Origin of the sequence: Chitinophaga varians (assembly GCF_014529945.1) — a bacterium.
GTDB lineage: Bacteria > Bacteroidota > Bacteroidia > Chitinophagales > Chitinophagaceae > Chitinophaga > Chitinophaga varians.
Map to the genome: position 1 here is coordinate 891,537 of NZ_JACVFB010000003.1, position 25,987 is coordinate 917,523.

Annotated in this window: 20 protein-coding genes; 2 read left to right on the top strand and 18 right to left on the bottom strand. The window is 49.6% G+C overall.

The genetic code is table 11. The features are described from left to right. Positions 1 to 61: 61 nt before the first annotated feature. Positions 62 to 661 carry an RNA polymerase sigma factor gene (locus tag ICL55_RS18015; RefSeq protein WP_188099764.1) on the bottom strand — a complete coding sequence of 200 codons (600 nt, stop codon included), beginning with the start codon at positions 659 to 661 and terminating at the stop codon, positions 62 to 64. Between the two features lie 240 nt (positions 662 to 901). On the opposite strand from ICL55_RS18015, the gene ICL55_RS18020 reads away from it, so the two are divergent. Next, the gene (locus ICL55_RS18020; protein ID WP_188099766.1) at positions 902 to 1,186 is read left to right on the top strand and encodes a hypothetical protein; all 285 of its coding nucleotides are present in this window, start codon (positions 902 to 904) and stop codon (positions 1,184 to 1,186) included. Positions 1,187 to 1,287: 101 nt separating this feature from the next. On the opposite strand, the gene ICL55_RS18025 is transcribed toward ICL55_RS18020, so the two are convergent. The 6 genes from ICL55_RS18025 to ICL55_RS18050 all read right to left on the bottom strand — a co-directional run bounded on the left by ICL55_RS18025 (position 1,288) and on the right by ICL55_RS18050 (position 11,822). Continuing rightward, on the bottom strand, positions 1,288 to 2,427 hold the full coding sequence (locus tag ICL55_RS18025; RefSeq protein WP_343067815.1) for a glycoside hydrolase family 88/105 protein: 1,140 nt from the start codon (positions 2,425 to 2,427) through the stop codon (positions 1,288 to 1,290). Positions 2,428 to 2,819: 392 nt separating this feature from the next. After that, complete coding sequence (locus tag ICL55_RS18030) at positions 2,820 to 3,542, bottom strand: DUF4998 domain-containing protein (RefSeq protein ID WP_188099768.1); 723 nt, start codon at positions 3,540 to 3,542, stop codon at positions 2,820 to 2,822. A gap of 14 nt (positions 3,543 to 3,556) precedes the next feature. Further along, complete coding sequence (locus tag ICL55_RS18035; protein WP_188099770.1) at positions 3,557 to 4,777, bottom strand: DUF5000 domain-containing lipoprotein; 1,221 nt, start codon at positions 4,775 to 4,777, stop codon at positions 3,557 to 3,559. Positions 4,778 to 4,807: 30 nt separating this feature from the next. Beyond that, the gene (locus ICL55_RS18040) at positions 4,808 to 6,727 is read right to left on the bottom strand and encodes a RagB/SusD family nutrient uptake outer membrane protein (protein ID WP_188099773.1); all 1,920 of its coding nucleotides are present in this window, start codon (positions 6,725 to 6,727) and stop codon (positions 4,808 to 4,810) included. Between the two features lie 20 nt (positions 6,728 to 6,747). Next, on the bottom strand, positions 6,748 to 9,948 hold the full coding sequence (locus ICL55_RS18045; protein ID WP_188099776.1) for a SusC/RagA family TonB-linked outer membrane protein: 3,201 nt from the start codon (positions 9,946 to 9,948) through the stop codon (positions 6,748 to 6,750). A 641-nt stretch (positions 9,949 to 10,589) separates the two neighbouring features. Beyond that, positions 10,590 to 11,822, bottom strand: a complete 1,233-nt coding sequence (locus ICL55_RS18050; RefSeq protein ID WP_188099778.1) for an aminotransferase class V-fold PLP-dependent enzyme — start codon at positions 11,820 to 11,822, stop codon at positions 10,590 to 10,592. A gap of 113 nt (positions 11,823 to 11,935) precedes the next feature. On the opposite strand from ICL55_RS18050, the gene ICL55_RS18055 reads away from it, so the two are divergent. Beyond that, positions 11,936 to 12,397 carry an Lrp/AsnC family transcriptional regulator gene (locus ICL55_RS18055; protein WP_188099781.1) on the top strand — a complete coding sequence of 154 codons (462 nt, stop codon included), beginning with the start codon at positions 11,936 to 11,938 and terminating at the stop codon, positions 12,395 to 12,397. Positions 12,398 to 12,399: 2 nt separating this feature from the next. Here the strand turns inward: ICL55_RS18055 and ICL55_RS18060 are convergent, their stop codons facing one another. The 11 genes from ICL55_RS18060 to ICL55_RS18110 form a co-directional block, all read right to left on the bottom strand. Then, positions 12,400 to 12,738: a TfoX/Sxy family protein gene (locus ICL55_RS18060; protein ID WP_188099783.1), complete on the bottom strand. Its 339-nt coding sequence runs from the start codon at positions 12,736 to 12,738 to the stop codon at positions 12,400 to 12,402. Positions 12,739 to 12,790: 52 nt separating this feature from the next. Further along, positions 12,791 to 13,111 carry a hypothetical protein gene (locus ICL55_RS18065; protein WP_188099797.1) on the bottom strand — a complete coding sequence of 107 codons (321 nt, stop codon included), beginning with the start codon at positions 13,109 to 13,111 and terminating at the stop codon, positions 12,791 to 12,793. Between the two features lie 98 nt (positions 13,112 to 13,209). After that, the gene (locus ICL55_RS18070) at positions 13,210 to 13,491 is read right to left on the bottom strand and encodes a YrhB domain-containing protein (RefSeq protein WP_188099799.1); all 282 of its coding nucleotides are present in this window, start codon (positions 13,489 to 13,491) and stop codon (positions 13,210 to 13,212) included. Between the two features lie 87 nt (positions 13,492 to 13,578). Further along, positions 13,579 to 14,031: a hypothetical protein gene (locus ICL55_RS18075; RefSeq protein ID WP_188099801.1), complete on the bottom strand. Its 453-nt coding sequence runs from the start codon at positions 14,029 to 14,031 to the stop codon at positions 13,579 to 13,581. Between the two features lie 94 nt (positions 14,032 to 14,125). Next, positions 14,126 to 16,174 (bottom strand): BACON domain-containing protein, encoded by a 2,049-nt coding sequence (locus tag ICL55_RS18080; RefSeq protein WP_188099803.1) that lies wholly within the window; start codon positions 16,172 to 16,174, stop codon positions 14,126 to 14,128. A gap of 8 nt (positions 16,175 to 16,182) precedes the next feature. Then, positions 16,183 to 17,022 (bottom strand): endonuclease/exonuclease/phosphatase family protein, encoded by an 840-nt coding sequence (locus ICL55_RS18085; protein ID WP_188099805.1) that lies wholly within the window; start codon positions 17,020 to 17,022, stop codon positions 16,183 to 16,185. Positions 17,023 to 17,030: 8 nt separating this feature from the next. Then, the gene (locus tag ICL55_RS18090) at positions 17,031 to 18,539 is read right to left on the bottom strand and encodes a RagB/SusD family nutrient uptake outer membrane protein (RefSeq protein ID WP_188099807.1); all 1,509 of its coding nucleotides are present in this window, start codon (positions 18,537 to 18,539) and stop codon (positions 17,031 to 17,033) included. 10 nt (positions 18,540 to 18,549) lie between these two features. Beyond that, complete coding sequence (locus ICL55_RS18095; protein ID WP_246496422.1) at positions 18,550 to 22,011, bottom strand: TonB-dependent receptor; 3,462 nt, start codon at positions 22,009 to 22,011, stop codon at positions 18,550 to 18,552. A 99-nt stretch (positions 22,012 to 22,110) separates the two neighbouring features. Next, positions 22,111 to 23,259 (bottom strand): FecR family protein, encoded by a 1,149-nt coding sequence (locus ICL55_RS18100; protein WP_188099811.1) that lies wholly within the window; start codon positions 23,257 to 23,259, stop codon positions 22,111 to 22,113. Between the two features lie 85 nt (positions 23,260 to 23,344). Continuing rightward, entirely contained in the window at positions 23,345 to 23,944 is a 600-nt protein-coding gene (locus ICL55_RS18105) for an RNA polymerase sigma factor (RefSeq protein WP_188099813.1), read from the bottom strand. Positions 23,945 to 24,278: 334 nt separating this feature from the next. Beyond that, positions 24,279 to 25,967: a RagB/SusD family nutrient uptake outer membrane protein gene (locus ICL55_RS18110; RefSeq protein ID WP_223151491.1), complete on the bottom strand. Its 1,689-nt coding sequence runs from the start codon at positions 25,965 to 25,967 to the stop codon at positions 24,279 to 24,281. Between the last annotated feature and the right edge of the window lie 20 nt (positions 25,968 to 25,987).

A 25,987-nucleotide genomic window follows, 5' to 3' on the forward strand; every position in this document is an offset into this window, starting at 1 on the left:
GTGGGTGAATCCCACAGAAAAAACATATTTATTTTATCCTAATTCATTTCTTATCAGAAACTTAATTGGAAGCGTTGTGACAGGTAAAGAAAAAAAGAAAGAGGACGATGTATTTGTGGTCGCCATTGCGGAGCATATAGTCATTTAATTTGACCATAGCGGCAGAGAGATGTTCTTTAACGGTATTGCGGGAGATATTGAGCTCGCTGGCTACTTCATCATAGGTTTTGCCTTCCAGCTTACAGCGGGTCACAATGGTCCTCTTTTTGGGAGATAACTGCGCGATGGCTTGTTCGAGCAGGCTGTACTGTTCTTCGTCCATATTTTTCCGGTCGATCATCAGCTGATCGTCCGGTCCGAGGTCCAGCAGATTTTTGTGCAGCGCCTGTTCTTTCAGTTTTCTACGCACCCAGCTGACAGACAGATTAAAACTGATCACAAACAACCAGCCACCAACCGACTGGTCTGCCTGTATTTCGCGGCGCTTTTCCCACAATCTGGCAAACACTTCCTGTAAGATGTCTTCTGCTACGGCAACATCTTTTACAAACTTGAGAATATTGCGGTATACGGCCTGATGATAATTCCCATATAGGCTGTCAAAAGCGCTCACGTCGTTGTCCCGGAGCCGTAAAACCAATTCAGCATCTGTTATGTTCATATCTTTTCTTTTATATAAATCATACCGTGGAATACAATTTATATGGCTAAGAAAAAGCCAGGTTTCTCATACAATGGCCATTCATTCGACCGTATAAATTAGTAACAAATATTATTATTTAATAATTAAATTCGTATTAGTTATAATTATAAATTGTTATATACGTAGTTAGAATTAATAGCAAAAAACCATTGCGAAAATACGGCGTACCTTTGGGGGTAACCATGCAAACTATCCAATATGACTACGCGAAAAACACCCATAGGCCCCCTGCGTGAAGATGATATCCAACCGGATGAAGTCATCAATCATCAACAGGAACCGGTACCTCAACGAGGTAACCAGGACGAGCAATCACGCAGCGCAGATACATCCGAAGATATCCTGAATGAAGAAGAAGACGATCTTGAAATCGACGAATTAATGGAGGAAGAAGACAGAAGGGATGCCGCAGCAGAGCAGGCAGAGAAAGACAAAGAAGAGGAGGAGGTTACGGATGAGGCAACGAATTTTCGAATTTTTTGATTTACGATTTGGGGATTTATTGAGCCATTTGATTATATTTTCTGAAATAGTAAATGGCTCAATAAATCCCAAAATCTCAAAATTCGTAAATCCGTAAATTTTTATTTTGTTAAAAGTGCCGTGGCACACCATAACACCGGCGCCTGCCCATGCATATCACCGGTAATACGGCCGCGGTCGAGATAATATTGCCGGTTATTCTTTTTATTGGTGCCCTCACAAACTTCCCTCACATCAGCATTCTCATCGATGTACTTCACCAGCGCCAGCCAGGCTTTGCGCGCGGCAGGGCCATAGGTGGCCGCATCCAGCCAGCCATTCTTCACGCCGGTGATCATCGCGAAGGCAAACATGCCGGTGGCAGACGTTTCAGGCCATGCTTCCGGATCATCGATCAACTGACGCCACATGCCATCCGGCGCCTGGTACTTCAGCAGGGAGGCCATCATCGTTTGATAGCCTTTCATGATGCGCCCGCGGTCCGGATTATCTTTGGGCAGTGAGCGCAGCAGCTCACTCATGCCCGCAGCCATCCAGCCGTCGCCGCGGCCCCAGAAATACGGTACATCCGGCGCGTGGTAAAAGAGGCCATTAGGCTGCTGTAAGGAATCCAGATAAACCACCATCTCGCGCGCAGCGCGGTTGATATATTCTTTATCGCCGGTAGCACGGTAGGCCTGCGACTGCACCGCGGTGATCATGAACATATCGTCAATCCACATACGTGTTTGCCAGGTAAGCCCGCGGTCTTTATACCCCTGCGATTCCGGCTTCACATGCGGCCCTTCCGGGGTCCCCCACTGTTTATCCGCAATAGTTTTACCCATCTCGAGGTAACGCTTGTCTTTTGTCTGCATATACAGCTCCAGCGGTACAGCACCGAATACGGTATGGTCCACATGGTCTGCCTTAGGCACCAGCGAAGCCTCTGTGGTAAAAAACGGCTCAAAACGCTGTGCCAGCTGGCCCGCCAGCGCTTTATCACCACTTTCCCGTGCAAACGTTAGCGCCCCATACCACGCGCAAACTTCAGGATAGGTGATGGTCTTCGGCGGCGTAGGTTTTCCAAAGTTGGGATGCGGCGTAGCCACAAACCGATCGGCCACTCTTTTGCCGATTTCCTTTGGTGTACTGCCTTTGGGGAAATGCGTCAGGTCCGCATCACCGGATTTCTTTTGTGCTGTGGCCATTTCTGTGTTGATCACCAGCAGTGTCAACAGGCCTGCCATCATTGCTTTCATATTGTGGATTGTTTTTCTTTTTCAGTGGCTTCTAACGGGAAAAGCTATACGACGAATGACGTTCCCGGTTTCCGTCAGCATGGTTTTCCAAAATACAATATCCGGACGGAATTGTTTAACAAAATTAACATGGGCATCATCCATAAACCCCGGTTCCCAGGGCTGAAGCCCTGGGCTACAATGTTGTTCAATTTCTTTGATATTAAGGTCCTTTTCGTCTATGGAGAAACACTAGGAAAGTCGAAAATCGGATACATGCCCTCATAAACAATAGCACTTATCATTGAAAGAACCTGAACAACATCGTAGCCCAGGGCTTAAGCCCTGGGAACCGGGGAAACGGGCAAACGGGATAATCCGCGCAATCCGGCGGCATTCGATTTTTCCAATCCCTATTGCACCGCCTGCGTCTCATAAGCAGTATAAAATGTGTCAATGGCAATTTTTACCGGTTTGTAGGCGGTCCTGAATTTCAGGGATGTGCCTGCCTGATAATTGGGCAGTTTCAGGGATGCCCGGAACTCCAGCGGATCGCGGGGACCGGCCGGCACGCTATCTGCTACCTGGACAATTCTGGTTTCCACGCCGGCGGTATTGGTATACAATACCTCCACGGCCTGCACCTGGCTGTTTACGCCAAACCACCAGATGGTCGTTTCCTTTTTGGTGGCGTCATATTTGGCGGAGCGCACCGGCCGGTTCGACAACGTGGCCACATAGGCGTCACCGTAGGCGTTACCGATTACCTCCTCCCTTACCGAGGAATGGCCGGCATTGTCGTAGGTATACACCTGGAACGTATAGATATTCTCCGGCAGCTTATCCAGCAGGAGCCTGATGGTATCGGTGCCGCCCGTACGTTTTACGGCCACTTCGGTGGAATCGCCCCGCTGATTCCAGTATACGCGGCATTTGGTGATCTTTGGGTCTGATATCAGGTACCAGGACAACAACACCCTGTTTTTGCCCGGGAATACCTTCAGGGAATCCACCTTACCGGTGTAAATGATCTCTCCTCCATTCAGGAAATTCTTGTAGGTGTCGTCCATTTTGCTGCAGGCTGCCAGCAATATCAACATCGCCCCCAACAGCCATCTGTCTTTAATATGTTTCATGATAACTGTTTTAATTATTTTTTGATTTGTCCCCAGATGGATATCTCACTGATATGAAGATGCCCGATGATACCGTCCACAGCGGCCCAGCTGTCGATGTGTTTCCAGGCGATATACCGTACCGCCGGTGAACCAATCGGCAGCTCATACTCCTGCCCTGCAGCAGCGGCATCGATGTCTTCGTTGGAGTTCTGGCCCAGTGGCAGCCCGGAAGGTTTCTCCATGATCTGATGGTCCAGCTTCACCCAGCTGTTCACGTCTGTGGGGGTATTGGTGCCCCACAGCTCCCATTCATGCGGGTTACCGTGATTGTAGATATACCCTGCCTGCCGCTGCCAGATCTTATAGCGGCTGATCACGGCTTTCACACCGAGATCAATCGGCACCCAGATGGGGACGTCTTTATTTTCCGTGGTATGGTAGCCTTCATTGCCGATAATGCCGTTCCACATGTTCTCGATAGGCCAGGACGACAAATTGCCCGGCTCCACGATCTGCACACCGGGTGTTTTCGGTAGCGGCGCCACCTGTGGTATCGGGTACTTTTTCTTCATGGCACTCGCGAACTTCGATTTATCCAGCTCTTCTTCGTATATGGGTGTTAGTTCAAACCGGAGGGTATCACTTTTGTTGTCCCAGCGGTCTTTGATATAAATGCCGAACTGCTGTTTTACCGGCTGCAGTCCACGCACGGTGAATTTGCCGGAATCCAGTCCGTAATAGAAGTTGTTCACATTACGCCATTCTTTGGCGGCAGGATCATACAGCAGGGTCACGATCACGATTTTCCCTTTGTCTTCGTTACTGAATTTCACTTGCAGTCCGCCGAAAGCTTCTGCTATGTCCAGCGACTTATATACCTTCCAGATGGCTGGTGGCAGGGGTTTCACCTTTACCTGCACCGGCGTGGAAGCTACTTCTGCACGACTGACAGTATACAGGGTAACGGTATGTTCGGCAGTGTCGCCGAAACCTTCCACCCGTACCGATCTTTTGAAGTAAGAGGATTTCGCTTCCTTCTTCACCCCGTTGATTTCAAACTCCGCCCGCACGTATGACAGGTTCTGATCATCAGGCAGGGAATAGGAGATTTCAGCAGCGCCGGCCATGCCCACTGCCGTTGCATTCATGACCGGGTTGGGCTGCGCTTTGTCATCGGAGATAGGCCCCAGGTGATCTTGTTTGCAGGCGCTAAATGCAGCCAGCACCCATAAGAGGATATGAAAACGTTTCATTTCAGTAAGTTTTTAGCATCATGAAAAAGATTACCAGCCCGGATTCTGCACCAGGTTTTTGTTGATGATCATCTCCGCGTTTTCTATGGGCCAGAGGTAATCACGCATGCCGAAGCGCTGGTTGAACAGCAGGACCTCCTTGTAGTAGGAAGGCGCGGCATTCTGTGTGATGTCCCATCCCTTGATAGGATTATTGAGGGCTACGTGTGCAGTTTTCCATCTTCTCAGGTCCCAGAAACGTTGCCCTTCGAAACACAGCTCGATGCCTCTCTCCTGCTGAATAATTTCCCGCATGCCTTCTTTGGTGGTGTATTTCGTAGGGTTCTTGGAGAAGCTGGTCCATGCCTCTTCCACGGATTTGAGTCCTGCCCGTGCTCTTACCTGGTTGATCCATTGGGTAGTGCCGCCGCCGGGGCCATTTACTTCGTTCAGTGCTTCTGAGTACAACAGGTACAGATCGGCGAGCCGCATTTCCGGCCATGGATAAGCTACCAGCCCGCTGGCGATGTTACCGTCCGTGGCAGCGCTGCTTTCAATGTTCACTGTTTTCTTCACCCAGTAACCTGTTACGGAGTAGTTGCTGATACCTCTTCTGGAAGCGATTTCAGTGGCGCGGCCTTTGACGAAATACAGAGCGCTGTCTTTGTTGTAATTCAATATCCAGTTGCCGAACCATACAGCACGGTCAAAAGCCACATCGGCATAAAACCGTGGCTCACGGTCGTAGTGCAGTTCCACGGTCTGTTCGCCGGTTTTGATGTAATATTTATCGGCTGCGGCAGCGGTGCGCAAGGTGTAACGCTTGCTATAGTCCCAGTTCTTATCTTCTGTGATGGGCACCCCGTTTTTGGAATAGAACATTTCTATCATCTTCAGGGTAGGCGCGATAATACCTTTAGGTCCGGAGGTGCTGGCGCCGTTGGCGATCAGCGGCATAGACCAGCGTTGCATGTCTCCCGCGGTGCTGTTGGTATTGGGCCAGATCACTTCGGTATTGTTCTGTTTATCGGTCATGGCTGCACGAATATCCAGCTGCGTCTGTAAGGTATCGTTGATCTTATAGCCGAAATTACCCGGGAAATGATACAGCGTGTATCCGTTAGCGTGACACATCTCAATAGCTTCCTTGCAGGCTTGTGCCGCGCGGGTCCATTTTTCGGCACTGTAGCCGGGGTTAAACAGCTGTATGCCCCGGTTGTCTACCATCCGGCTGTAATCGGGGTTACCGTTGAAAAAAGGACTGGCGGCGGTGACCAGCACCTTGGCTTTCAGTGCCAGCGCAATACATTTAGTGATCCTTCCCAGCTCGGTGTTCTCGGTACCTTCCAGCTTGGCCGGCAGGAACTCGTTGCCGGCAGCTTCATCCAGCAACTGAACGATATAGTTGATGCAACTATCTACTGGTTGACGGTATACCTGAACTTCTTCGGAACCGGCGGAAACAGGCAGGTTTTCTTTGATCAACGGAATCGGGCCATAGCAGCGCAGCAGGAAGAAATGGTAATAGGCTTTCAGGAATTTCACTTCTGCGATCCATCTCTCCCGCTCATACTGGCGCAGCTCCCTCACCTTGTCGATATTGGCCAGGAACGTATTACAGTCGCGGATGCCTATAAACAGGGAAGTACCGCGGGCCGAGCCGCTCCAGTAGTTGGCCAGCGGGCTGGTCATGCTTTGCAGCCCTTTGGCGATGTTGAAGTTGGTCGGGTCCACGTCCCGGATGGGATCATCATACCATACTTCGTCGGCGCCGTTGAAAGCCACATTATCATTGAAATGCCCGTTTTTAGGCATATAGGAGAAACAGGTGAACAGGTACTTCTCCGCGGAAGAACGCAGGGTGAAAGCGTTGTCGATCGTAGGCACGTTGTCGGGCACCACATCGAGGTACTTGCTGCAGGAGCAGAAAGCGCCTATCCATACCAGTGCGATCAATATTTTATATCTCATGATTGATTTTTTTTAAGTTATCAGAAGCCGACCATCAACCCGAAGTTGACAACACGCTGAATCGGGTAACCAAGGCCTTTACCGCCCATTTCGATATCCCACAGTTTGAATTTGGAGAACGTGAGCAGGTTGGTAGCGTTCGCGTATATCCGCAGATTAGACATGTGGATACGCTGTATAATGCGCTGCGGTACGGTGTAGCCCAGCTCCACCTGTTTGAGGCGGAGGAAGGCGCCATTACGCATGAACCAGGTGCTGCTCTGGGTGCTGTTGGTATTGAGCACAGGGCTGAGGCGGGGCCAGAGCGCGTAGAGGTCACGGTTTTCTTCCGACCAGTGACTGTCTGCATATGCTTTCAGCAGTTGTGTTTCAGAAGTCACCGCGCTGTTATCATCCACATCGATAAAAGGCGACGTAGCGTTGACGTCAATCCAGAAGGAAGAGCGGGCGGAACCCTGGAAGAAAGCGGAGAAGTCAACACCTTTGTATTTGGCGCTGAAGCCGAAGCCGTAGATGATTTCCGGCGTGGTAGGATAACCGATGGGCACCATATCGCTGGGCGTGATCTGGCCGTCGCCGTTCACATCCCGGAATTTGATATCACCGCCCATGGTTTTGAAGTTGCCGAAAGCCTGTTGGGGAGAGCTTCTTACTTCCTCGTCATCGATAAAGAGGCGTTCTGCGATATATCCCCAGCGTTGAGAAATCGGGTAGCCTACATGGTAACGGTACCATTCATCGTAGCGGGGTTCTTCATAAGCCTGGAATTTATTCCGGGCGAATGTGAAGTTGCCCCGCATGGTCAGGAAAAATTCTTTGCCGATGTTGGTATTGAAATCAGCCGTAAAATCGAACGCATTGGATTGTGCCTTGCCGACGTTGGCTTTGGGCGTAGCCTGCAATCCCATTGTCTTGGGCGTGGAAGCGCGGTCCATCAGGATGTTGTACCGTTGTTCGGTGAAGTATTCCGCGATGATGTCCAGTTTATTGAAGAGGCTGATCTCCAGTCCGAAGGTGGAGTTTCTGGCCGTCTCCCAGGTGATGGCCTGGTTATCATAGCGGCCGATGGAGATACCTGAACGGTTGTAGCCACCATTCACGCCGAAAGTAGCGCCTTTCTTGCTATCGTTCATGTTCACGTTGGAGAGGTAGAAGAAGCGGTCATCTTCATTACCGATGGCGTCATTACCTACGAGGCCATAGTTGGCTCTGACCTTCAGCTTATTGACCACCCTTTCCAGCGGTTTAAAGAATTTTTCATTGGAAACGTACCAGGCCGCGCCCGCGGAGGGGAAGAAGCCGTAGCGCTCTGTTTTGTAGAAACGCTCGGAGCCATTATAGCCGAAGTTAAATTCACCGAAGAAACGATTGTCGTAGGAATAGGTAGCGCGGCCGGACAGCCCCAGGTTACGGGAAGGCAGCGATTTCTGTAACAGGTTCACGGACGGATTGGAGATATCGTCGATCGTTTGCAGATTATTGCGCGCAATGAAGATGAGCATACCCGCCAGGCCGTGTTTATCAAAAGTACGGTTATAGTCGACCGCAGATTCCAGATAGAAGGTAGATGCTACTGTCCTTTTGCCCGGTACATAGTTCAGGTAGTCGGTACCCTGGTCGGGGTTGATGTCCCGCAGCACGTAGGTGTTGTTAAGCTTATCGTAGTTGTTGGCTGCGTACCAGAAAGGATTATACTGGCGGGACACATCGAAGTAAGCCTGCCGGTTGGTATTCATCATAGCGCGGACCGAGAGTCCTTTAGTGATAAAAGAAGACAGGTCCTGTTTTATTTCAAACTGCGCCAGCATGAGGGAGCGGGAATATTGTTTATATCCCTTCACCATGTCGGCGTAGGGGTTTAGGTATTCGCCGTTGTTGAAGTTGCCGAAGAGCGGATGGGCAACGAACTGGTGGGCATCGTCTGCGGGATAATAAGCCGGGAAGAGCACCTGATTGGACCAGATCATTTTCTGGTAGAGTTTTTCGCCGCCGTCTATCGGGCCTTTATATTCATCGAAGGTGCCGTGCAAGCGTACCATCGCGCTGGTGGATTTGGTCACCCGGATGTTGACGTTGGAGCGCAGCGTATAGGTAGTGAGATCGATGTTGTTGTTGAAGTTGTTGCGGCCGTCTACATTGAGGATACCGTTGTCTTTCGTATAGCCGCCGGACACGAAGTAGGTAGCTATTTGTCCACCGCCGCCCAGGTTGAAGTTAGCGCGTTTGTTGACCGTCTGTTTTTTGAAGAGCATTTCTTTCCAGTTGGTGGTAGGAAATACGTCTTTATTGGTACCGGCTTTGGTATTGTCTATTTTGCTTTGCGGATAGGTGACCGGGGCCAGCGGGTTACGGGTGAGCACCGCTTCGTTGTTCAGCTCCATATAGGTGATGGGGTCGGCCAGTTCCACATCGCGGGTGGGTGCGGAGATGGAGTTTTCGAGGCGGAGGTTGAATTTGGCTTTACCTTCCTTGCCTTCCTTTGTGGTAACGAGGATAACGCCGTTAGCGCCACGGGCGCCGTAGAGGGCGTTGGCCGTGGCGTCTTTCATGATAGAGAAGCTGGCGATATCGTCTGTGTTGAGGCGTGCCAGTTCCGTCACATCGTATTCGATACCATCGATGAGGATGAGCGGGCTTTTTTTGTAGCCGAAGGTGGTGGCGCCGCGGATGAAGAATTCCGCGTTGTCCATGCCTGGCTCGCCGCTACGCTGGTAGGCGATGACGCCGGCGAGGCGACCTGCCAGTGCTGTGGTCAGGTTGCTGGACGGCACTTTCAGTTCACCCGGATTGATGGTGGTGATGGAGCCGATGACTGAAGCTTTTTTCTGTTTACCGTAGGCTACGATCACTGTTTCATTCAGCTGACTGGAAGACGCTTTCAGTTTCACATTGATGATACCGCGGTTGGTGAGTGGTATTTCCTGTGGCGTGTAGCCTACCATCGTATAGACGATCACGGTAGTGTTGTCCGGTACCGCGAGGATATAGCGGCCGTTCATATCGGTGGTGGTCCCGATGTTGGGACTGTTTTTCACCAGTACGGTAACACCCGGCATGGGTGAACCGGAGGTGTCTGTTACCAGTCCGCGCACTTCTTTTTTAAGGCTTTTTTCCGTGACAGTGCCGGTTGTTGTTGGCTGCTGTGCAGGCGTCTTTCCCGGCAGGAGTACCAGCAATGACACGCCTATGCAACATAGGAGAAAGAGGATGCTGTTTTTCATGTGAAATTTATTTAGGCAGACCGTAGGCCATGGGCATAGGTCTCTCAGGCAGGGCACTGTAATAGCTCCTGCTGGTAATTAAACTGCTTTGGTTGATGTCAGTGTTGTCGTGGTTTTATTATGGTACTGGTAAATTTTCGTACATGCGTACTGGTTTTATAGTTGATAAATAGTTGTCCATTTATTGCAATCGTTTGCATTAAAACTGCCGAAAAAGGCAAGACTACTGCCATCTTTCCCGTCAGATGAGCAGCAGTTAACTATTTGAAATGCAATCGTTTGCATTAAAATAGCCGGAAAAACATCTTCAGTCAGTCATCATTTGTCAGTAAAAAATCTGTGGAAACGTGGTCGTCTTCAGGATTTCATAACGCTCGTCAGTACAAGGATCAGCTTTAGTTCAGTCAGTGGAAATACAGTTCTGCTTTGGATTCACAGCACATTTCGGGAGTCACGGTGGTCTGTTTTCTGTTCGCTTAAGATCGTTAAATTTCGGTTGAATCTTATAACAAATATGGAGAAAAATAGGATAGGTTGTTCATTTGATTTTAACAAAGACGCATACTTTTTTCGCTGGGAGGGTAAAATGTACACTTAATAAAAAGAACGGTGTCTTCTTTTGTGGAGACACCGTCTGTTGTTTATATGATTTCCTTTAACGACCCGATGAAAAAATTAATCTCCTCTTCGGTATTATAGTAATGCGGCGAAGCCCTGACAGCCCATTTCACTCCCTTCTCATCAAAGTCCAGCACACCAAAGGCACGGTAACTGGGTACCACGTTGATCTTTCTCTGTAACAGTTCCTTTACGATATGTACGGGATCGCCGCCCTCCACATGAAAAGTTACCAGTCCGCCTTTTTCGGGTCCCCGGTCCAGTACCCTTACCTTGTTCAGCGCCGCTAGTTTTTCTCTGGTGATGCCCGCCATCAGCTGTACCTGTTGCCAGATCCGATCTTCCCCCACCTGCAGGCAGTACTCAATCGCCGCTTTGGTACCTATTACCGTGGAATAGGCAAACTCCCAATCCTCAAACCGCTTCGCATCGGGTTGTTGTTTATACGTGTCTTTGGTTGTCCACTCTGCGCCCCGCATGTCGATGAACATAGGCTCCAGTCCGGCTTCCAGCGCCCGGTCGCTGATATACAGCGCACCGGTGCCACGGGGCCCTCTCAGGAACTTGCGGCAGGTCATACTTAAGAAATCGCATTGCAGCGCTTCCACATCCAGCTTCATTTGTCCCGCGCTCTGGCAGGCATCCAGTATGTACCAGGTTTTACCGGGGTGTGTTTTTGAGTAACTATCATAAATAGCGGCGATATCCTGTACCGGCTGTACCAGTCCTGAGTTGGTGGGAATATGCGTAATCGCCAGCAGCCGGGGTTTATAGTAATGCAGCTTTCCCTGCAGATCGTCCAGGTCTACCCCACCGATAGCCGCGTTGTCAATGTGAACGATTTTGACGCCCAGTCTTTTCTCTAAAGAAAGGAACTGGATTTGGTTAGACACAAAATCATCGCGGTCTGTCAGTATCACATCGTCTTTTTCAAAAGGAATGGCTGACAAAGCCCTGGTATAGGCATCCGTGGCGCTGGCCGTAAAAGCGATATTGGACGGCTGGCAGTTCAGCAGCAACGCACATTGCTGGTAAAAGCCCTTTATGACCTCCGCCTGTAAAGCCGAGGCTTCATAGCCGCCGATGCGGGATTCCAGGGAGAGATGGTCCAGCTGCGCCTGTGTCACCACATCGGGCATCAGACCCGATCCCGCGTTGTTCAGGTGCACTACATGCCTGGTACCGGTTGTTTCGTCTCTGAAGCGGCGTATCTCTTCTGCTGAAAACGCAGTAGCCGCCGGAGTATGGATAGTCATGGTATGATTGTTTTTCTCTATGCAAAAATACCGGCGTTAGCGCGACTAATTTCCGCATTATCTGCCCACAACCGGCATATTTTACCTATTTTCCTGTTATAAACGGGTAAATTATGTTTCAACTGGATGATTACGATAAAGCGTTGCTCCGCCTGTTACAACAAAACAACCGGCTCACCACGGAGCAGCTTGCCGATGAGGTGAACCTGAGCCAGAGCGCCGTACAACGGCGGCTGACCAAACTGCGAAATGAAAAAGTTATCGAGGCCGATGTCGCGATTGTATCTCCCTTAGCAGCAGGCGTAGGCATTACCTGCGTGGTAGATGTCGTGTTGCATGAAGGCAGCTCTAAGTCAATAGATAAATTCAAGGCCGCCATGAAAAACTGCGCCGAGGTGGCGCAGTGTTATTATGTTACCGGTACATATGATTTTGTGCTGATCGTGCATACCCGGGATATGGCACATTTTGAGGCATTCTCCAAAAAACATCTCATGGACAATCAAAACCTCAAACATTTTTATACACACGTGGTGATGGACAAAGTGAAGGTCAGCTACAACGTACCGCTGTAGCCTTATAGCTTGGTTTTACCGCGTCTTCCGGCAGCCATTCCCTGTTTGGCCCACTTACGCATCTCCTTCTCATCGGTATAGGCCGATTCCGGCGCGCTGCGATAAGGCTCGTACGTAGGCGTTCCATCTTTCTTTGTGCCCCGCAACCATTCACTGCCGGCTGCATCCCATACCAGATCGCTTTCATCATCCGTCCGGAACCAAAGCTGCTCTCCCGCCACATAAGCGAAGAGAACACCTTCCAGATAAATAGCCTGTCCCTGCATAATTGGCCGCGTGCTGATAGGGCCAATAGGCTGTATACATTTTCTCACCCAGGAGATCAGTTGTTCTTCGTTCATGGTGCGAAGGTAAGAAAAGTTCGGAGGATGGGGATGGAGGCGACGGCTGCACTTATTTAGGTACATGCCATCCGGATATAATAATTCCATGCCGCGAAGCGACAATATTTTTTACAGAATCGTAAGTGTTCACATCGCACATTAAATTTCCATGGCTATAATTCATTGAGATGGAATAGTAGGTTGTATCGACGGCGTTCCAATTATTAACCTCTTTCACATATAGATCAGCATCGGCCACAAAAACCTCCACCACTTGCATACTACTTAATATAGCATAAGACCCGTCACCACCTGATGCTCCAACATAGAGATCATTATTTTCATTTTTCAGGAGATAGAAGTTACCGGCTATCTTTTTTTCATCGCTCATATATGCGTCTAAGCAAGCGCTGTTAAAAAAAGTAAGCACCAGACATAGGATTACGTATCTTACCATTTAGGATAAATATTACTTGTACTGAACGTCTATTACTGCTGCTTCATCATTTGTATATATTCTTCAATATACACCTCCTCAGAATAGGCAGTCCCTGTTACATATAAACTACCATCATACTTGTTAATAATAAACGGAGCGTTACCAAGCAGTATTTCTGAATAATCACCAGTTCTCAGGTATTCCGCCGATTGATAGAAAAACAACCATCCATACTCAAATTCAATAGTATGCTCGGTAAGCAAACACACATTAAGATCCATTTCATTCAGGTAGCCGTTCGCTTTTAACAGCGCATCTTCATAAGTTATCATTTTTAATACAGACAGTGATGATTCGCAAAAAAGATTTCATAGAGTATTGACTGTTTGTGTTCATATTGCAGGTATCAACTAAGACTTTTATCGTACACGTTTATCTTCATAAGACCGCTCCAGCGAAGCAATATATTTATAAATAATCTCCTTTTCATTTCCGGTTAATTCTTTGGCAGCGACATAATGATTACTGTCCCCTAAAGCCTGACTGTATGCATGTTTAAATGCTGCTTTCATATCGCTCATTTGCTGTAGTGAAGGCTTATGCATCATCCTGGTTTCATATTTGGTATGACAGGATGAACAGTATTGAGCGGTCAAACCTTTCCCTTCTGCAAGCGTATATTCCTTCCTGACAGGAAAGCATACAACGACCACTATGATGATGAACATAAGAATACCGATGTTCTCATTGGTATTACCATCCTCAAACAGAATCTCTTTAAAAGGCCGCTTAAATCCGGTAAAAATCCATCGGATGAAGGCGCCGGGGAAACTGACCAGTATTAAAAAAAGTATCTCGGAGATAACATTCATAAAGTATAGGTAATCGGGGATTTCGTCTCCTAATATACATCAAAAACAAAAGCCCGTCTTAAACAGACGGGCTTTTATTTGTTTTCTCATCATCCTACTTATTATATTTCACCGACACATGCGACAACCTACACGTCGCCGTAGCCGATATCGTACCTCCCGTTGCGGCATTGGTGGTACCCGCATTTTTATTAGCCACCCGTAACCGGACATACAACTTATCTTGCCCGGATGCGGCCTGTGGCAACTGGAAATTCAGCACCTTCTGCCCCGCTACCTGTGTCAACAAGGTATTGGACCAGTTGGCCACATCCTGAAAAGTAAAATTACCAAGACTGTTCCAGGTAGTATTATTCACCGACCATTCGGCCACAAAATTACGTGGGCCGCCGATGTCACTGTTACCTTCTATCTGTACCGATACCGGAGCACTGATGCCCGTCGTAGATACCTCGATAATCCAGGATTCGCCGGTGTTGGTAGTAGCGTTCCACCAGCCTTTGCAGCCCCAGCCACCGTTGCTCACAGCGCCCTTGTTGGTGGTAGGCTCCTGTAACAGGCCGTTATAGTCCGTCGTAGGGGTGATACCGTTAGCGGTGAAATCGAGGTACTTTTTGCCGCTCTGATAGATACGGCCGCTACCCACATCAGGGGTCAACGGATGCTGCGACTCGGTAGGCGTGGCGGCGTATTCTGTTTTGAACCGACTCCATTCTACCAGTACATTGGAGAAACCGTTGTTACGTTCTTCGTTAAGCGCAATGTCTTCCCGCTTCAGGTGGCGGATGGAATATCTGCCGATGTCGCCACCATAACGATCGTACTCTTCATGCACCAGTATCCCGGTGATGGAGCCGGAGCCCTGCGGCACCCGTTTGCCATCACGACGGTACAGCACATCGAGGTTGGTCAGCAGGTTCATACTACTCCCCTGTATGTCACGGATATGGGTAGGATAACAGTCCATGCGCGCTACGTACCCTTCATTGATATTGGTGAAAGCTCCGCTCGGAACAGAGATTTCCACATCTTTCAGTTTTATATAGGTATAAAGATCATTGTCGGTCAATGCGGAGATATACTTCTCTTTAGGCTGTAGCACACCGGTGCCCACATCTTTTTTCATGATGTGTATCACTTCAATACCAGAGAGGACAGTACGGGAAGGATTCTGCCATTGCTGCACGGTAACACCTTTCAGCCATATCTTCACGCGGTCGTTGAAGTTGAAGATATTATCACCGGGAGTTTTAGTCTTGAAATACAAACCACTGCTGCCATCCAGACTTTGTACGTAAACGGCGATACTGTTTTCTGTCTTATCAAGACTGTGTTTGTCGGTAGATTTATTGAGGTTCTGGGCCATGTTAGGATGCCCTTTGTCGCTGACCACAATACCTTCCACAAAAATATTCTCGTTCACCACGCCATTGGCCAGCGCCTGTTTTACGTAGGCGAAATCCTTCTGTACCGCGCCTTCATAGCTCATCCCGGGCTGCTGCCTGATCAGCAGGCTATCTTTGGTGGTGGTGCCTAAGGCATCGAGGTAACTGAGGCGAAGCATTACTGTACGCGCGACTGGCAGCTGATTGGTATCTACTTTAAAGAACAGATAGCCATCTTTTACCTGAAGACCGGATACCCAGTTGACAGGTCCCGTAGCGTCGTAACCGTAGCCAACGGTCATCAGGTCCAGCGGCACGTTGGTATTGATACCGGATTTGTAGGTGCCGCCATTGGCGATGGTCTGCGCCGTTTCGTCCGTGATGGCCAGCGCCGGTGTCAGCCCTTTTTGCTGTAGTATAATGGTATCGGATTTACCACCACCTTTGACCACCAGTTTGGCCGCGCGGGGCAGCTGACCACTGTTGTCCGTTACTTCCACCAGCGCGTCGCTTTTTCCATGTCCGTTGGTGGTTTGCAGCCGCAGCCACGGCGCCTCTTCGGTCAGTTCCAGTTTCCAGTCCCCATCGGCATAAACGATAAAGCGGGTCGTATCGGCTGCAGCACCCAACCGGATAATACGGGCGTCGATCGCCAGCGGCGTGCTAAAGCGATAGTCTTCGCTTTTACGGCAGGCTGCCACCATCAGTAAGACAGCCGCCGCGATGAGTGCATAACAGTTACATAAATATCTTTTCATGACACATTTTATTTTTTCAGCTCCATATAAACCGGCCTGTGATCGGAGTATTTGGCGGTGAAATCATCATAGATAAAGTGACAGGTCTTTAATTTCTTCGCGAGATCTTTGCTGAGGTAGATATAATCGATACGGGATGTACTGCGAATGATGTCTTTTCCACCGGTAGCCCGCTCCAGCCGGTCGTGCTCAAAAAGCGCATCTACAAAACCGGCATCCAGCATACGTTGTTGCACCTCAAAATCAATGTTGCCGTTGTCCAGATTTTCGATGTTGGGATTTTTCTTCACAGCATTGAGATGTGCCACCTTGATGCGGTTAGTGTCCAGCCGGGCCATATCCTGTGCGGTGTTGGAGTTAAAATCACCCATGAGTATCCAGCCACGTTTATCTTTTGTTTGTTCTACGTTGGCCAGGATATTGGAGATCTCCTCCCGGCGCTTGCGAAATTTATGCGGATTGAGATGCAGCACCACAATATTATAATCCAATATATTGCCCATGATGAAGCCATGCGTCATGTTCTCGTTCACTTTACGGATATTGGTGATGGGGTACCGGGAGGTAAGACCGGTAGGGTAACCGTTCTCTTTCACGATCACGGCGTAAGGATGTCCCCACGTGGCGGCCAGCTCTTCCAGCGTTTTCTGGGTGAACTTATTACACTCCTGCAGGGCCACGATATCCGGATTAAATTGTTTCACCCATTGTACAAATACCTCTTTCCCTTTGGTGGTGTCGGTCACCATCCCTTCCAGGATGTTGTAGCTCAATACGCGGAGCGGCGCCTGCGCCTGTGCGCCGGCGATATACAGACATAAAAACAGTGATACTAAAAAACGATTCATGATAACAATTATTTATAAGCTGGATTAGTAAGAATACCACCGGAACGTAATACTTCTTTGTCCGGTATCGGATAATATTCGTGATAAGGCCGCAGGTTATTTTTGATGACTTCATACTCTGCGCCGGCTGTTTCGCTGACGGCTTTGTAGAAAACACCCCATCTCACCAGGTCCCATTTACGGCCATATTCGCCCATCAGTTCACGGGCGCGCTCCTTTTTCACTTCTTCCAGGAACTCCGTCTTGCCGGGATAAGCAGGGAGCTTCAGGGCATCATAAGCCCGACCTTTTACTTCGTTCAGGCATTGCAGGGCGAGGCCGGCATCACCGGTTTCATTAGCGGCTTCTGCCAGCATGAGCAGCGCATCTGCATAACGAAACACTTTCTGATTGTTACCGTCTGCAATGTTATCCATGGCAGGGCACCAGAATTTAGGTCCCATCCATGCTTTACCGGTACCGTTATTTTGCATCGGACGTTTGAAATAAGCGCCGTTGTAGCTATAGGCCAATATCATCTCCCTGCGCGGATCGGCATAATCATACAGCTTCATGAAATACTCAGTAGGCGTCACGGAGTTAAAAGGATTCGCTTTAGTGCCCAGCTCGGGGATGTTCACCCCGTCATAAGTGCTGGTACCGGCCGCTTTGGTAGGCGTGAAGAAGGCAGCCACGTTGGTGGTCTTTTTCAGGCCGGTGGCAGACCAGGTGTATTGTACTTCGAAAATAGATTCCGGCGTGTTTTTATTACGGAACCAGGTATCCTGCAAAGGATATTGCGCCAGCTGACCATACACTTTCCGGATGGCTTCCATGGCATCTACACATACCTGGTATTCTTTATTCCACAAGGCCAGCTTACCGATAAGCATATACGCCATAGCAGCAGAAATACGGTTCTGCGGCACTTCGGAAGTACGTGCCTGCGGCAGTTTCGGCGCATATTCCAGAAGTTCTTTTATCAGCTTGTCCCTTGTTTCCACGGCACTCATGCGGCCCAGCTTCATCACTTCATTGAGGGCGGTGAGACTGTTGACATTCTGCGTGTAATAGGGCACATCATTAAAAGTGCTGGTGAGGATGTAATAGTACAAAGCGCGTAACACCACGCCTTCTGCTTTCAGCGGCGGCTTCTTATCTGCTGCAATGGTGGCCTTTTCAATACCATCAATAGCGGCGTTGCAATACATCACGCCGTTATAGCAGGCGGTCCATACGTTATCGCCCATACCGGGATTGGCCGGAGATATTTCGAACTTGGCATCCAGCTGCGAGGAATTGAGAAAAGCCAGGTCTGTAGAACCTTCCAGCGGAATAATCAGATCAGAGATATAGATACTGTTGAGCGGCATGTAACAACCATTCAGCGCAGCGATACATTGATTTTCATTTTTGAAAAAATCATCGGGGCTCACAAAACTGCTGGGCTCTTCTTCCAGCAATTTCTTACAACTGGTAAACCCGGTAGCACCGGCCAACAACAACAAGGCAATGATATAATTCAGTTTTCTTTTCATACCCAATACTTTAAAATTTTAATTCCGCACCGAAAGTGATCGTACGGCTGGATGGATAAGCGCCGTTATCCATACGGCGCATAGTGGAACTACCACTCTGTGTGGATACTTCCGGATCGTAACCGTTGTAATATTTCCACAGCACGAGGTTGTTACCGCCCAGCGACAGGGAAAGGGACTGTAGCCGCTTTTTGGTGATCTTGCTCAGATCAAAAGGATAGGCAACGGAGAAATTCTTAAACCGCAGGAAAGTGGCGGAATGCACAAACCGGTCGTTGGGAATATCATCTTTCGAATCAGCCCTCGGATAATCGGAATTGGGGTTCCGCACAGGATGCCATGCGTTCACCATATAACGGTATTGGTTACTCAGGTAAGTACCGGTGCCCATAAACAGTTCGGTGGGATTGTAAATCTGCCCTCCTACGCTGTAGTTGAAATAAAAAGAGATCATCAGCTTTTTAAAGCTCACTGTATTCTGAATACCGCCATAGAAGTCGGGATCAGCGTTTCCGAGATATTTCATGTCGTTGTTATCGAGGATGCCATCGTGGTTCTGATCGATGTAACGCTGACGGCCAGGTGAATAATAACTCACCGCTGCGGAGGCATATTTTTTATCTTTCTTATCCTGGTCTATCTCTGCCTGACTTTTCCAGACACCGGCGTATTCCATGCCCCACAAGGCATTCAGCGGTTGGCCTTTTACATAACCGTACATCATGTATTGTGCGCCATAGGGGTTATCATATACAGATACCCGGTCCAGGCCACCGATATCTTCCACCAGCTGTTTATTACGCGCGATGGTGAAAGTGGTAGACCACGAGAAATTTTTCCGGCGGATGTTTTCCGTGTTTACAGTCAGCTCTATGCCTTTGTTGGAGGTCTTTCCGATATTGGCCAGCCTTGAACCGAAACCGGTGTGGGTAGGCAGTTGCACGGTCAACAACAAATCTGAGGTGTTGCTTTTATATACTTCCAGGGAGATGTCCACCCTTTTGTTGAGGAAAGACAAATCCAGTCCGGCATTGTAGGACGTGGTCTTCTCCCAGGTGAGTCCTTCGTTCTCGATGCGTGCGGGATAGTATGCCACCGGCTGCGTGCCCCCGAAGAGATAACCCGAAGAAGTAGAGTTGAGGCGGGAAAGCGACTGGTACCTGGAAATGGCATCGTTGCCGGAAGTGCCGGCACTCAGGCGCACAGATAGTTCGCTGATATCACGGAAACGGCGCATAAACGGCTCGTTGGCGATATTCCATTTTACGGCGGCAGACGGGAAGTAAGCCCACTTATGGTCCTGTGAGAAGTTGGAGGCGCCGTCAGCGCGACCGGTAGCCGTTACATAATATTTGTTGCGGTAGTTGTAGTTAATACGCGCCAGATGCGACATACGGCCGAGGTTTTCCAATGAGGACCCGATATTGATCGTCTCTTTGGAAGGTAATGCACCGAGGTCGTTAGTGCCGATGTCATCAATAAAATAACCATTTCCGCTGGCGGACATGTTATTGAATTTTTTCTTCTGCACGGTGAAGCCGTACATCGCATCGAAGTTGTGTACGCGGTTCCAGGTATTTTTATAGGTAATGGTGTTCTCGTTCAGGATGTTGTTATCGTAGTAGCTACGTTTATACGCATATGCGCCGGTATTGGCATTGGCGCGCGACGGCATGGTAGAAGGAGTGAACTGGTTGTCATTCTTGCTATAGTCTGTATACGATACGGTAGACCTGATCAGGATATTTTTTATCGGGGTGATTTCAATATATCCCATGGAGCTCAGGCTTTTTTCCAATGCATCGTTTTGTTTGAGCTCCACGTTGGCCAGCGGAGAATCGAACAGGGTGCCGCTGTACCATTGGGTGTTCCAGTCATTGAAGCTGCCGTCCGGCTTATAAGCCGGCATGGTGGGCGACAGGAAGATGGTGGAGCGGTACCATAACGTGCTCGTACCTACGTCGGCGTTATTGAGTTTACGCGCAATCTGTGAATAGTTAAAACGTACGCCGGCTTTCACGTAGCGGCTAATGGTCCTGTCGAGGTTAAGACGGACCTGATAACGTTTAAGGCCGCTGTTTTTGATGATGCCCTGGTTATCGTTGTAATTGGCAGAGAAGTAGTACTGTGTGGCTTTATCGCCGCCATTGGCCGATAACGTATAGTTCTGATAGGGGGCTGTCCGGGTAATTTCTTTGGTCCAGTTGGTGCCTTCTCCCAGCGACAGCGGGTCCGGATACGGGTATTCTTCCAGCGGCCGGGTAGGATTGGTGGCGTTGCTGAAATAAAAACGGTCGTTTTGCAGCTGCGCGAACTCTGTCGCATTCATGAGGTCCAGATAGCGGGGCAATACGGAGCTGCCCAGGTCGGAGCGGAAAGTGAAATTGGTCTTTCCGGCCCTGTTGGCGCCCGATTTGGTGGTGATGATGATCACACCGTTGCTGCCGCGGGAACCGTAGATGGCGGTGGAAGAAGCGTCTTTCAGTACGTTGATGGAAGCGATATCTGAAGGATTCAGTTCATTGAGGCTGGTGATACCGTCCATCAGGCCATCTACGATGTAGAGCGGTTCGTTGCTGGCGGTGATAGAGCGTGTACCGCGTATGCGTACAGAGGTGCCGGAGCCGGGCTCGCCGTCGGCAGAAACAATTTCCGCACCGGCGATACGGCCTTGCAACATCTGGTCCACCCGGGTTACCGGGAGGCCTTCAATATCTGCAGGACGCACGGTGGACACGGCGCCGGTAAGATCTTTTTTAGCCACGGCGCCGTAGCCGATCACTACTACCTCGTTGATATCTTTTTTGGCAGGCGTCAGTTGTATGGTCAGGGGTTGCTGTTCATGGGCAAGGGCTACCACCCTTCTTTCAAAGCCGATATAAGTGATGAGCAGCGAAGCATTTTTACCGGCTGTTATGGTGAATTCTCCTTTCTCGTTGGTCTGCACGCCATGAGTACTCCCGGCAACAGCCACTGTAGCGCCGGGGAGAGGATTACCTTCGTTATCCAGCACCTTCCCTTTTACCGGCGGGTCTTTGGCGGGTACGTTTTCCGGTTGTGCTGCGGCAGCCTCCGCGAGGTTTTTAGCCTTTTCTTTAATGGTAATGGTCTTCGCGCTGATCTCGAAATCTATCGGTTGATCAGCCATGACAGCACGCAGAAACTCCGTGATGTTCATATTTTTCACGGTGATGGTGACAGGTGTTGTTCTGCTCAACATAGCGGTGTTGTAAAAGACCACATAGCCGGTTTGTTTTTCCAGTGCATGAAAGATCTCTTTAAAAGAGAGGTTTCTACCCGACAGGGTGATGGACTGGCCCAGGGTGCGCGCCTGCACCTGAAGGCACAGCACCGCAGACAATAGCAGCATACATGGCCACAGCGCACGGTTGCGTGCCTGCCGGCTGTTGTTCTGCCGGGGCATAGGATCCGGCGGAATAGAAGGTCTTGTTGCGTAAAACTGTTTGGACATCATTATGGTGATTTCAGAATTTAAAGGATCATTACAGGCATACAATGCCCTGCTGCGCTCCCGGGGCGCAGGAATGGCTGGTATGACAATCTTTTTTCGTTATTGCGTGATGACTAGTTTTCTTCCCTCCAGACGATAGTGTACGTTAGATATTTCCAGTATTCTCAGTATGCTGTGTAGGTCCAGGTCCCGCTCCATTTTACCACCGAAACGGATATCCGGGACACCGCCTTCATAAACGACCGTGATATCGTACCACCGTTCCAGTTGGTTCATCACCTGTTGAATACCGGCGTTGTCGAACTGGAACATGCCTTCTTTCCAGGCTGTCACCTGGCTGGTGTCCGCCACCTGTACTTTGATGCCGGCACCTGCCGTAGCCGCCTGCTGGCCAGGCTTCAGCAACTGCTGCTGCCGCGCTGCCAGCACCTGCACGCTGCCGTGTAATAAGGTAGTGGTCACAGCCGGCTCATTGGTATAGGCATTCACGTTAAAGCCAGTCCCGAGCACCCTGATCTCACTCTCTCCTCCTGTTTTCACACGGAAAGGCTTTGCGGCAGCTTGTTTCACCTCGAAGTAGGCTTCGCCGTTCAGCTCTACCACCCGCTCGGCGGTGTTGAAGCTGACCGGATAACGCAGTGAACTGGCGGCATTGAGCCACACTTCTGTACCGTCAGGCAGGATGAGATGGAATAGTTTTCCGCGGGGAGTGGACAAGGTATTGTAAGCCGGACCGGCGTCGTTATGATCGTTGTATGCCAGTGTATGCCGGCCCAGATGGACCACCGCGCCATTGCTGTTGCGGATGCTGCCCTGATGCAGGCTGTCGAGCACCACCTGGCTGCCATCGTCGAGCGTAAGGACAGCGCTCTGTGTACCGGGCCGTATGTCCTGCATCGCTATTGCCGGAGCGGTATTGGGCGTATGAGCAACGGGACGGCGAAGCAGATACCACGCTGCGCCTGCGAGCAACAGCAGCGATGCGGCGGCCGCCCACCAGCGCATAGGCACGGCCCTGCCGGCAGCTGCAGGCTTCGTTCTGGCCTCCAGGATAATGGCCAGCACTTCCCGGGCACGATGTTCCGGCATAACCTGCTCGTCACCGGAAGCGGCGATCACCTCGTCCAGCAGCTGCAACAACGCTTCGTCGTGCTGCGACCGGGCAATAAGCTGCATGAGCTCCTGTTGCTCAGCCTCGGTGCTGGTTTTCTCCAGCGATTTGCGAAATAGTGATTCAAATCGGGACATCCTGTAGACCGGTTTTGTGCCGGGTATATCAAAAGAAATCCCTTAAAAAGAAAAATGGGTCAGTGGGAAACAGAAAAAATCTGCTTCATAACAATTCCTTAATAATCAGCAGGGTGGTGTAGGTGCCCAGATGATAACTACAATAAGTACGAATGAAGTGCATCGCCTCTGCCAGATGGCGTTTCACGGTTTCGGGCGAAAGGTTCAGCGCCCTGGCCGCCTCCTCCCTTTTCATGCCGTGCTCTTTGATCAGCTGGTAAACTTTTTGCTGCTGGGGCGACAAACGGGACACGGCATCATGTAATATCTGACGGTATTCTTTTTCCAGCAACTGCTCACTGGAAGAAGCTACCGGCGGCAACAACCACTCTTCCTGATCAGAAATAGCGTGACTGGTGGCTTGCTGCGCCAGCTGTTTCATGGTTTTGAACACACGGTTACGGGTAATCGTAAACAGCCAGGCGGTAAAATATTCCAGCTCCGGCAGCTGCTCTCTTTTCAACCATACCTTCAGAAACACGTCCAGCACGATCTCCTCCGCTACCGCTTCGGAGCCGGTGATCTTCCAGGCGATGGTGTATACTTTATTACGGTACTGATGAAAAAGCGTCTCAAATGCTTTCTCATCTCCGTTGGCAATCGCCCGGAACAGGTTGTTCTCAGTATGTAGCTCGTGGGCGGTCATCCAGATAGATTTTGGTCACAAATATAATATGGTGATGCTTGTATCACTTTCCTTTAATGCCCGCTGCGGCTGGATTTCATAATTAAATAACATTTAGCCCAATTACGAAGTGGAATTACGGATTACGAATTACGGATTACGAATTGAGATTTTCTTTCATTCAATGACCTCCAACAAAACGCTTAAAGTATAAAACAAGATCTTTAAAAAACTTTAAAATACGCAACCGGACAAACAAAAGCAATACAGGACCTTAAAAAGCCACTTGGGGCATGCACGAACAAAACATTTGTTCATACATGCCCCAAATTCGTAACTCGTCATTCGTAATTGACTACCAGCCTTTATTCTGCGGCAGCAGCTTAGGATTCAATGTCAGTTCCTGTGTGGGAATAGGATACAGATACATTTTATCATTCCATACCCTGGCAATAATGTCGGGATATACCCGGATGTAGCCGTTGGCATCCAGCACGATGTCTTTCACCTGTCCCTGATTAGGATACTGGGCTTTTACTTCAGGGCGCAGTTTCATTCCCAGGACAGACGCAGGATTTTCGATGAGCTTGCCGGCATTCCAGCGTAGCAGGTCATCAAAACGGAAACCTTCAGCGCCCAGCTCTACCCTTCTCTCACGGCGGATTTCATCGAGCAGCACCGGTAAGGCAGGGAAATCGGACTTCGGGTCTTTTACCAGCGCATCGATCTGCATGGCAGGCATGCCTACCCTTGCACGCAGTCTGCTGATCGTTTGATCGATCACGTTTTGATCACACTCATTGAGCTCTGCTTTGGCTTCTGCATATACCAGCAATACTTCCGCATAACGGAAAATAAACAGGTCCAGCGTAGACTGATTGGCGTTCCACTGCTCCAGACTGGAGGAACGGCCCTTCACCCGCTGGTATCCGGTACTGGTAACGCTGGTGCCTATACGCGGCAGCGTAATAATATCCTTGTTGCCGCTGGCATCTACCTGAAACACAAACCCCGGGGTAGCGATCAGCTGTCCAAAACGGGGATCACGGTTGGTGATTTCCGCCTGGATGGAATCATCGCCTTTATACAGCGGACTGAGGGCAGTCGGCAGGCCGTCGGTACACAGGAAAGAGCGTACAAAACTTTTGCTGAAACCGGTATTACCTTCTCCCAGCTGACGGGTCAGATTGTGCATGAACACATCCTTGATAAAACGTTTGGGCATAATCGCTTCTTTATTGCCCAGCAGTTCTTCCTGTATAAACAGATTGTAATAATCGGTAGCAGGATGTCCGGTAGTATACAGATCATACATACCGCTGGCCATTACCAGCTGCGCGGCGTTAGCCGCTTCGCGTATCATCGGCTGGTCGTCGCTCAGGTTATGATACTTGCGGTAAGTGCCTTCCCACAGGCAGATACGTGCTTTCAATGCAGCGGCAGCATATTTATGCAGGCGGCCTTTTTCTGCGCTACCAGGCACCGGCAGGTTATCAACGGCAAAGTTCAGGTCTGCCAATACAGAGTCCATCACCTGCTTGTGCGGCGTACGCGGCAGATTCAGCTCCGGTGAATTTTCATTCAGGTCTTTGGAGAACCAGGGCACATCACCATAACGTTTTACTTTCTGCCAGAAATACAATGCCCGGAAGAAACGCGCTTCGGCTGCATATTTATTTTTCACATCATCCCCTGCGGCAGCGCGCTGGTAGCGGGACAGGAAGTAGTTGACGCTCCTTTCGTTCTTCCAGCTCCATTCGCCTTTATCGTCATCTTTTACGATGGGCACTATGTACTGGCCCGACAAAAACGCGTCTTTACTGCGCGGCACCATATCGTCGGAGTTATTGTCCGAATTATTGTCCATCACGGGCAGGGTATTGTAAAAACCGTTACAATACAACTTCAGGTCAGACTCGTTCTTAAAGAAAGTCGGATCACTGAAAGCATCGTCCGGATTCAGGTCGAGGAAAGAATCACGCTTACAGCCGGCTAATGCCATCACTGATAACGTCAACGCATATATGATATTTATTTTTTTCATCATCATCATGTTTTGGATGG

What these genes read in the sequence shown, in the direction of transcription:
- ICL55_RS18080 (WP_188099803.1), bottom strand. Translation starts at nt 16,174, where the DNA reads ATGAAAAGATATTTATGTAACTGTTATGCACTCATCGCGGCGGCTGTC.
- ICL55_RS18055 (WP_188099781.1), top strand. Translation starts at nt 11,936, where the DNA reads ATGTTTCAACTGGATGATTACGATAAAGCGTTGCTCCGCCTGTTACAA.
- ICL55_RS18015 (WP_188099764.1), bottom strand. Translation starts at nt 661, where the DNA reads ATGAACATAACAGATGCTGAATTGGTTTTACGGCTCCGGGACAACGAC.
- ICL55_RS18065 (WP_188099797.1), bottom strand. Translation starts at nt 13,111, where the DNA reads ATGAGCGATGAAAAAAAGATAGCCGGTAACTTCTATCTCCTGAAAAAT.
- ICL55_RS18090 (WP_188099807.1), bottom strand. Translation starts at nt 18,539, where the DNA reads ATGAAAAGAAAACTGAATTATATCATTGCCTTGTTGTTGTTGGCCGGT.
- ICL55_RS18105 (WP_188099813.1), bottom strand. Translation starts at nt 23,944, where the DNA reads ATGACCGCCCACGAGCTACATACTGAGAACAACCTGTTCCGGGCGATT.
- ICL55_RS18020 (WP_188099766.1), top strand. Translation starts at nt 902, where the DNA reads ATGACTACGCGAAAAACACCCATAGGCCCCCTGCGTGAAGATGATATC.
- ICL55_RS18075 (WP_188099801.1), bottom strand. Translation starts at nt 14,031, where the DNA reads ATGAATGTTATCTCCGAGATACTTTTTTTAATACTGGTCAGTTTCCCC.
- ICL55_RS18035 (WP_188099770.1), bottom strand. Translation starts at nt 4,777, where the DNA reads ATGAAACGTTTTCATATCCTCTTATGGGTGCTGGCTGCATTTAGCGCC.
- ICL55_RS18030 (WP_188099768.1), bottom strand. Translation starts at nt 3,542, where the DNA reads ATGAAACATATTAAAGACAGATGGCTGTTGGGGGCGATGTTGATATTG.
- ICL55_RS18060 (WP_188099783.1), bottom strand. Translation starts at nt 12,738, where the DNA reads ATGAACGAAGAACAACTGATCTCCTGGGTGAGAAAATGTATACAGCCT.
- ICL55_RS18025 (WP_343067815.1), bottom strand. Translation starts at nt 2,427, where the DNA reads ATGAAAGCAATGATGGCAGGCCTGTTGACACTGCTGGTGATCAACACA.
- ICL55_RS18040 (WP_188099773.1), bottom strand. Translation starts at nt 6,727, where the DNA reads ATGAGATATAAAATATTGATCGCACTGGTATGGATAGGCGCTTTCTGC.
- ICL55_RS18070 (WP_188099799.1), bottom strand. Translation starts at nt 13,491, where the DNA reads ATGATAACTTATGAAGATGCGCTGTTAAAAGCGAACGGCTACCTGAAT.
- ICL55_RS18100 (WP_188099811.1), bottom strand. Translation starts at nt 23,259, where the DNA reads ATGTCCCGATTTGAATCACTATTTCGCAAATCGCTGGAGAAAACCAGC.
- ICL55_RS18045 (WP_188099776.1), bottom strand. Translation starts at nt 9,948, where the DNA reads ATGAAAAACAGCATCCTCTTTCTCCTATGTTGCATAGGCGTGTCATTG.
- ICL55_RS18085 (WP_188099805.1), bottom strand. Translation starts at nt 17,022, where the DNA reads ATGAATCGTTTTTTAGTATCACTGTTTTTATGTCTGTATATCGCCGGC.
- ICL55_RS18110 (WP_223151491.1), bottom strand. Translation starts at nt 25,967, where the DNA reads ATGAAAAAAATAAATATCATATATGCGTTGACGTTATCAGTGATGGCA.
- ICL55_RS18095 (WP_246496422.1), bottom strand. Translation starts at nt 22,011, where the DNA reads ATGTCCAAACAGTTTTACGCAACAAGACCTTCTATTCCGCCGGATCCT.
- ICL55_RS18050 (WP_188099778.1), bottom strand. Translation starts at nt 11,822, where the DNA reads ATGACTATCCATACTCCGGCGGCTACTGCGTTTTCAGCAGAAGAGATA.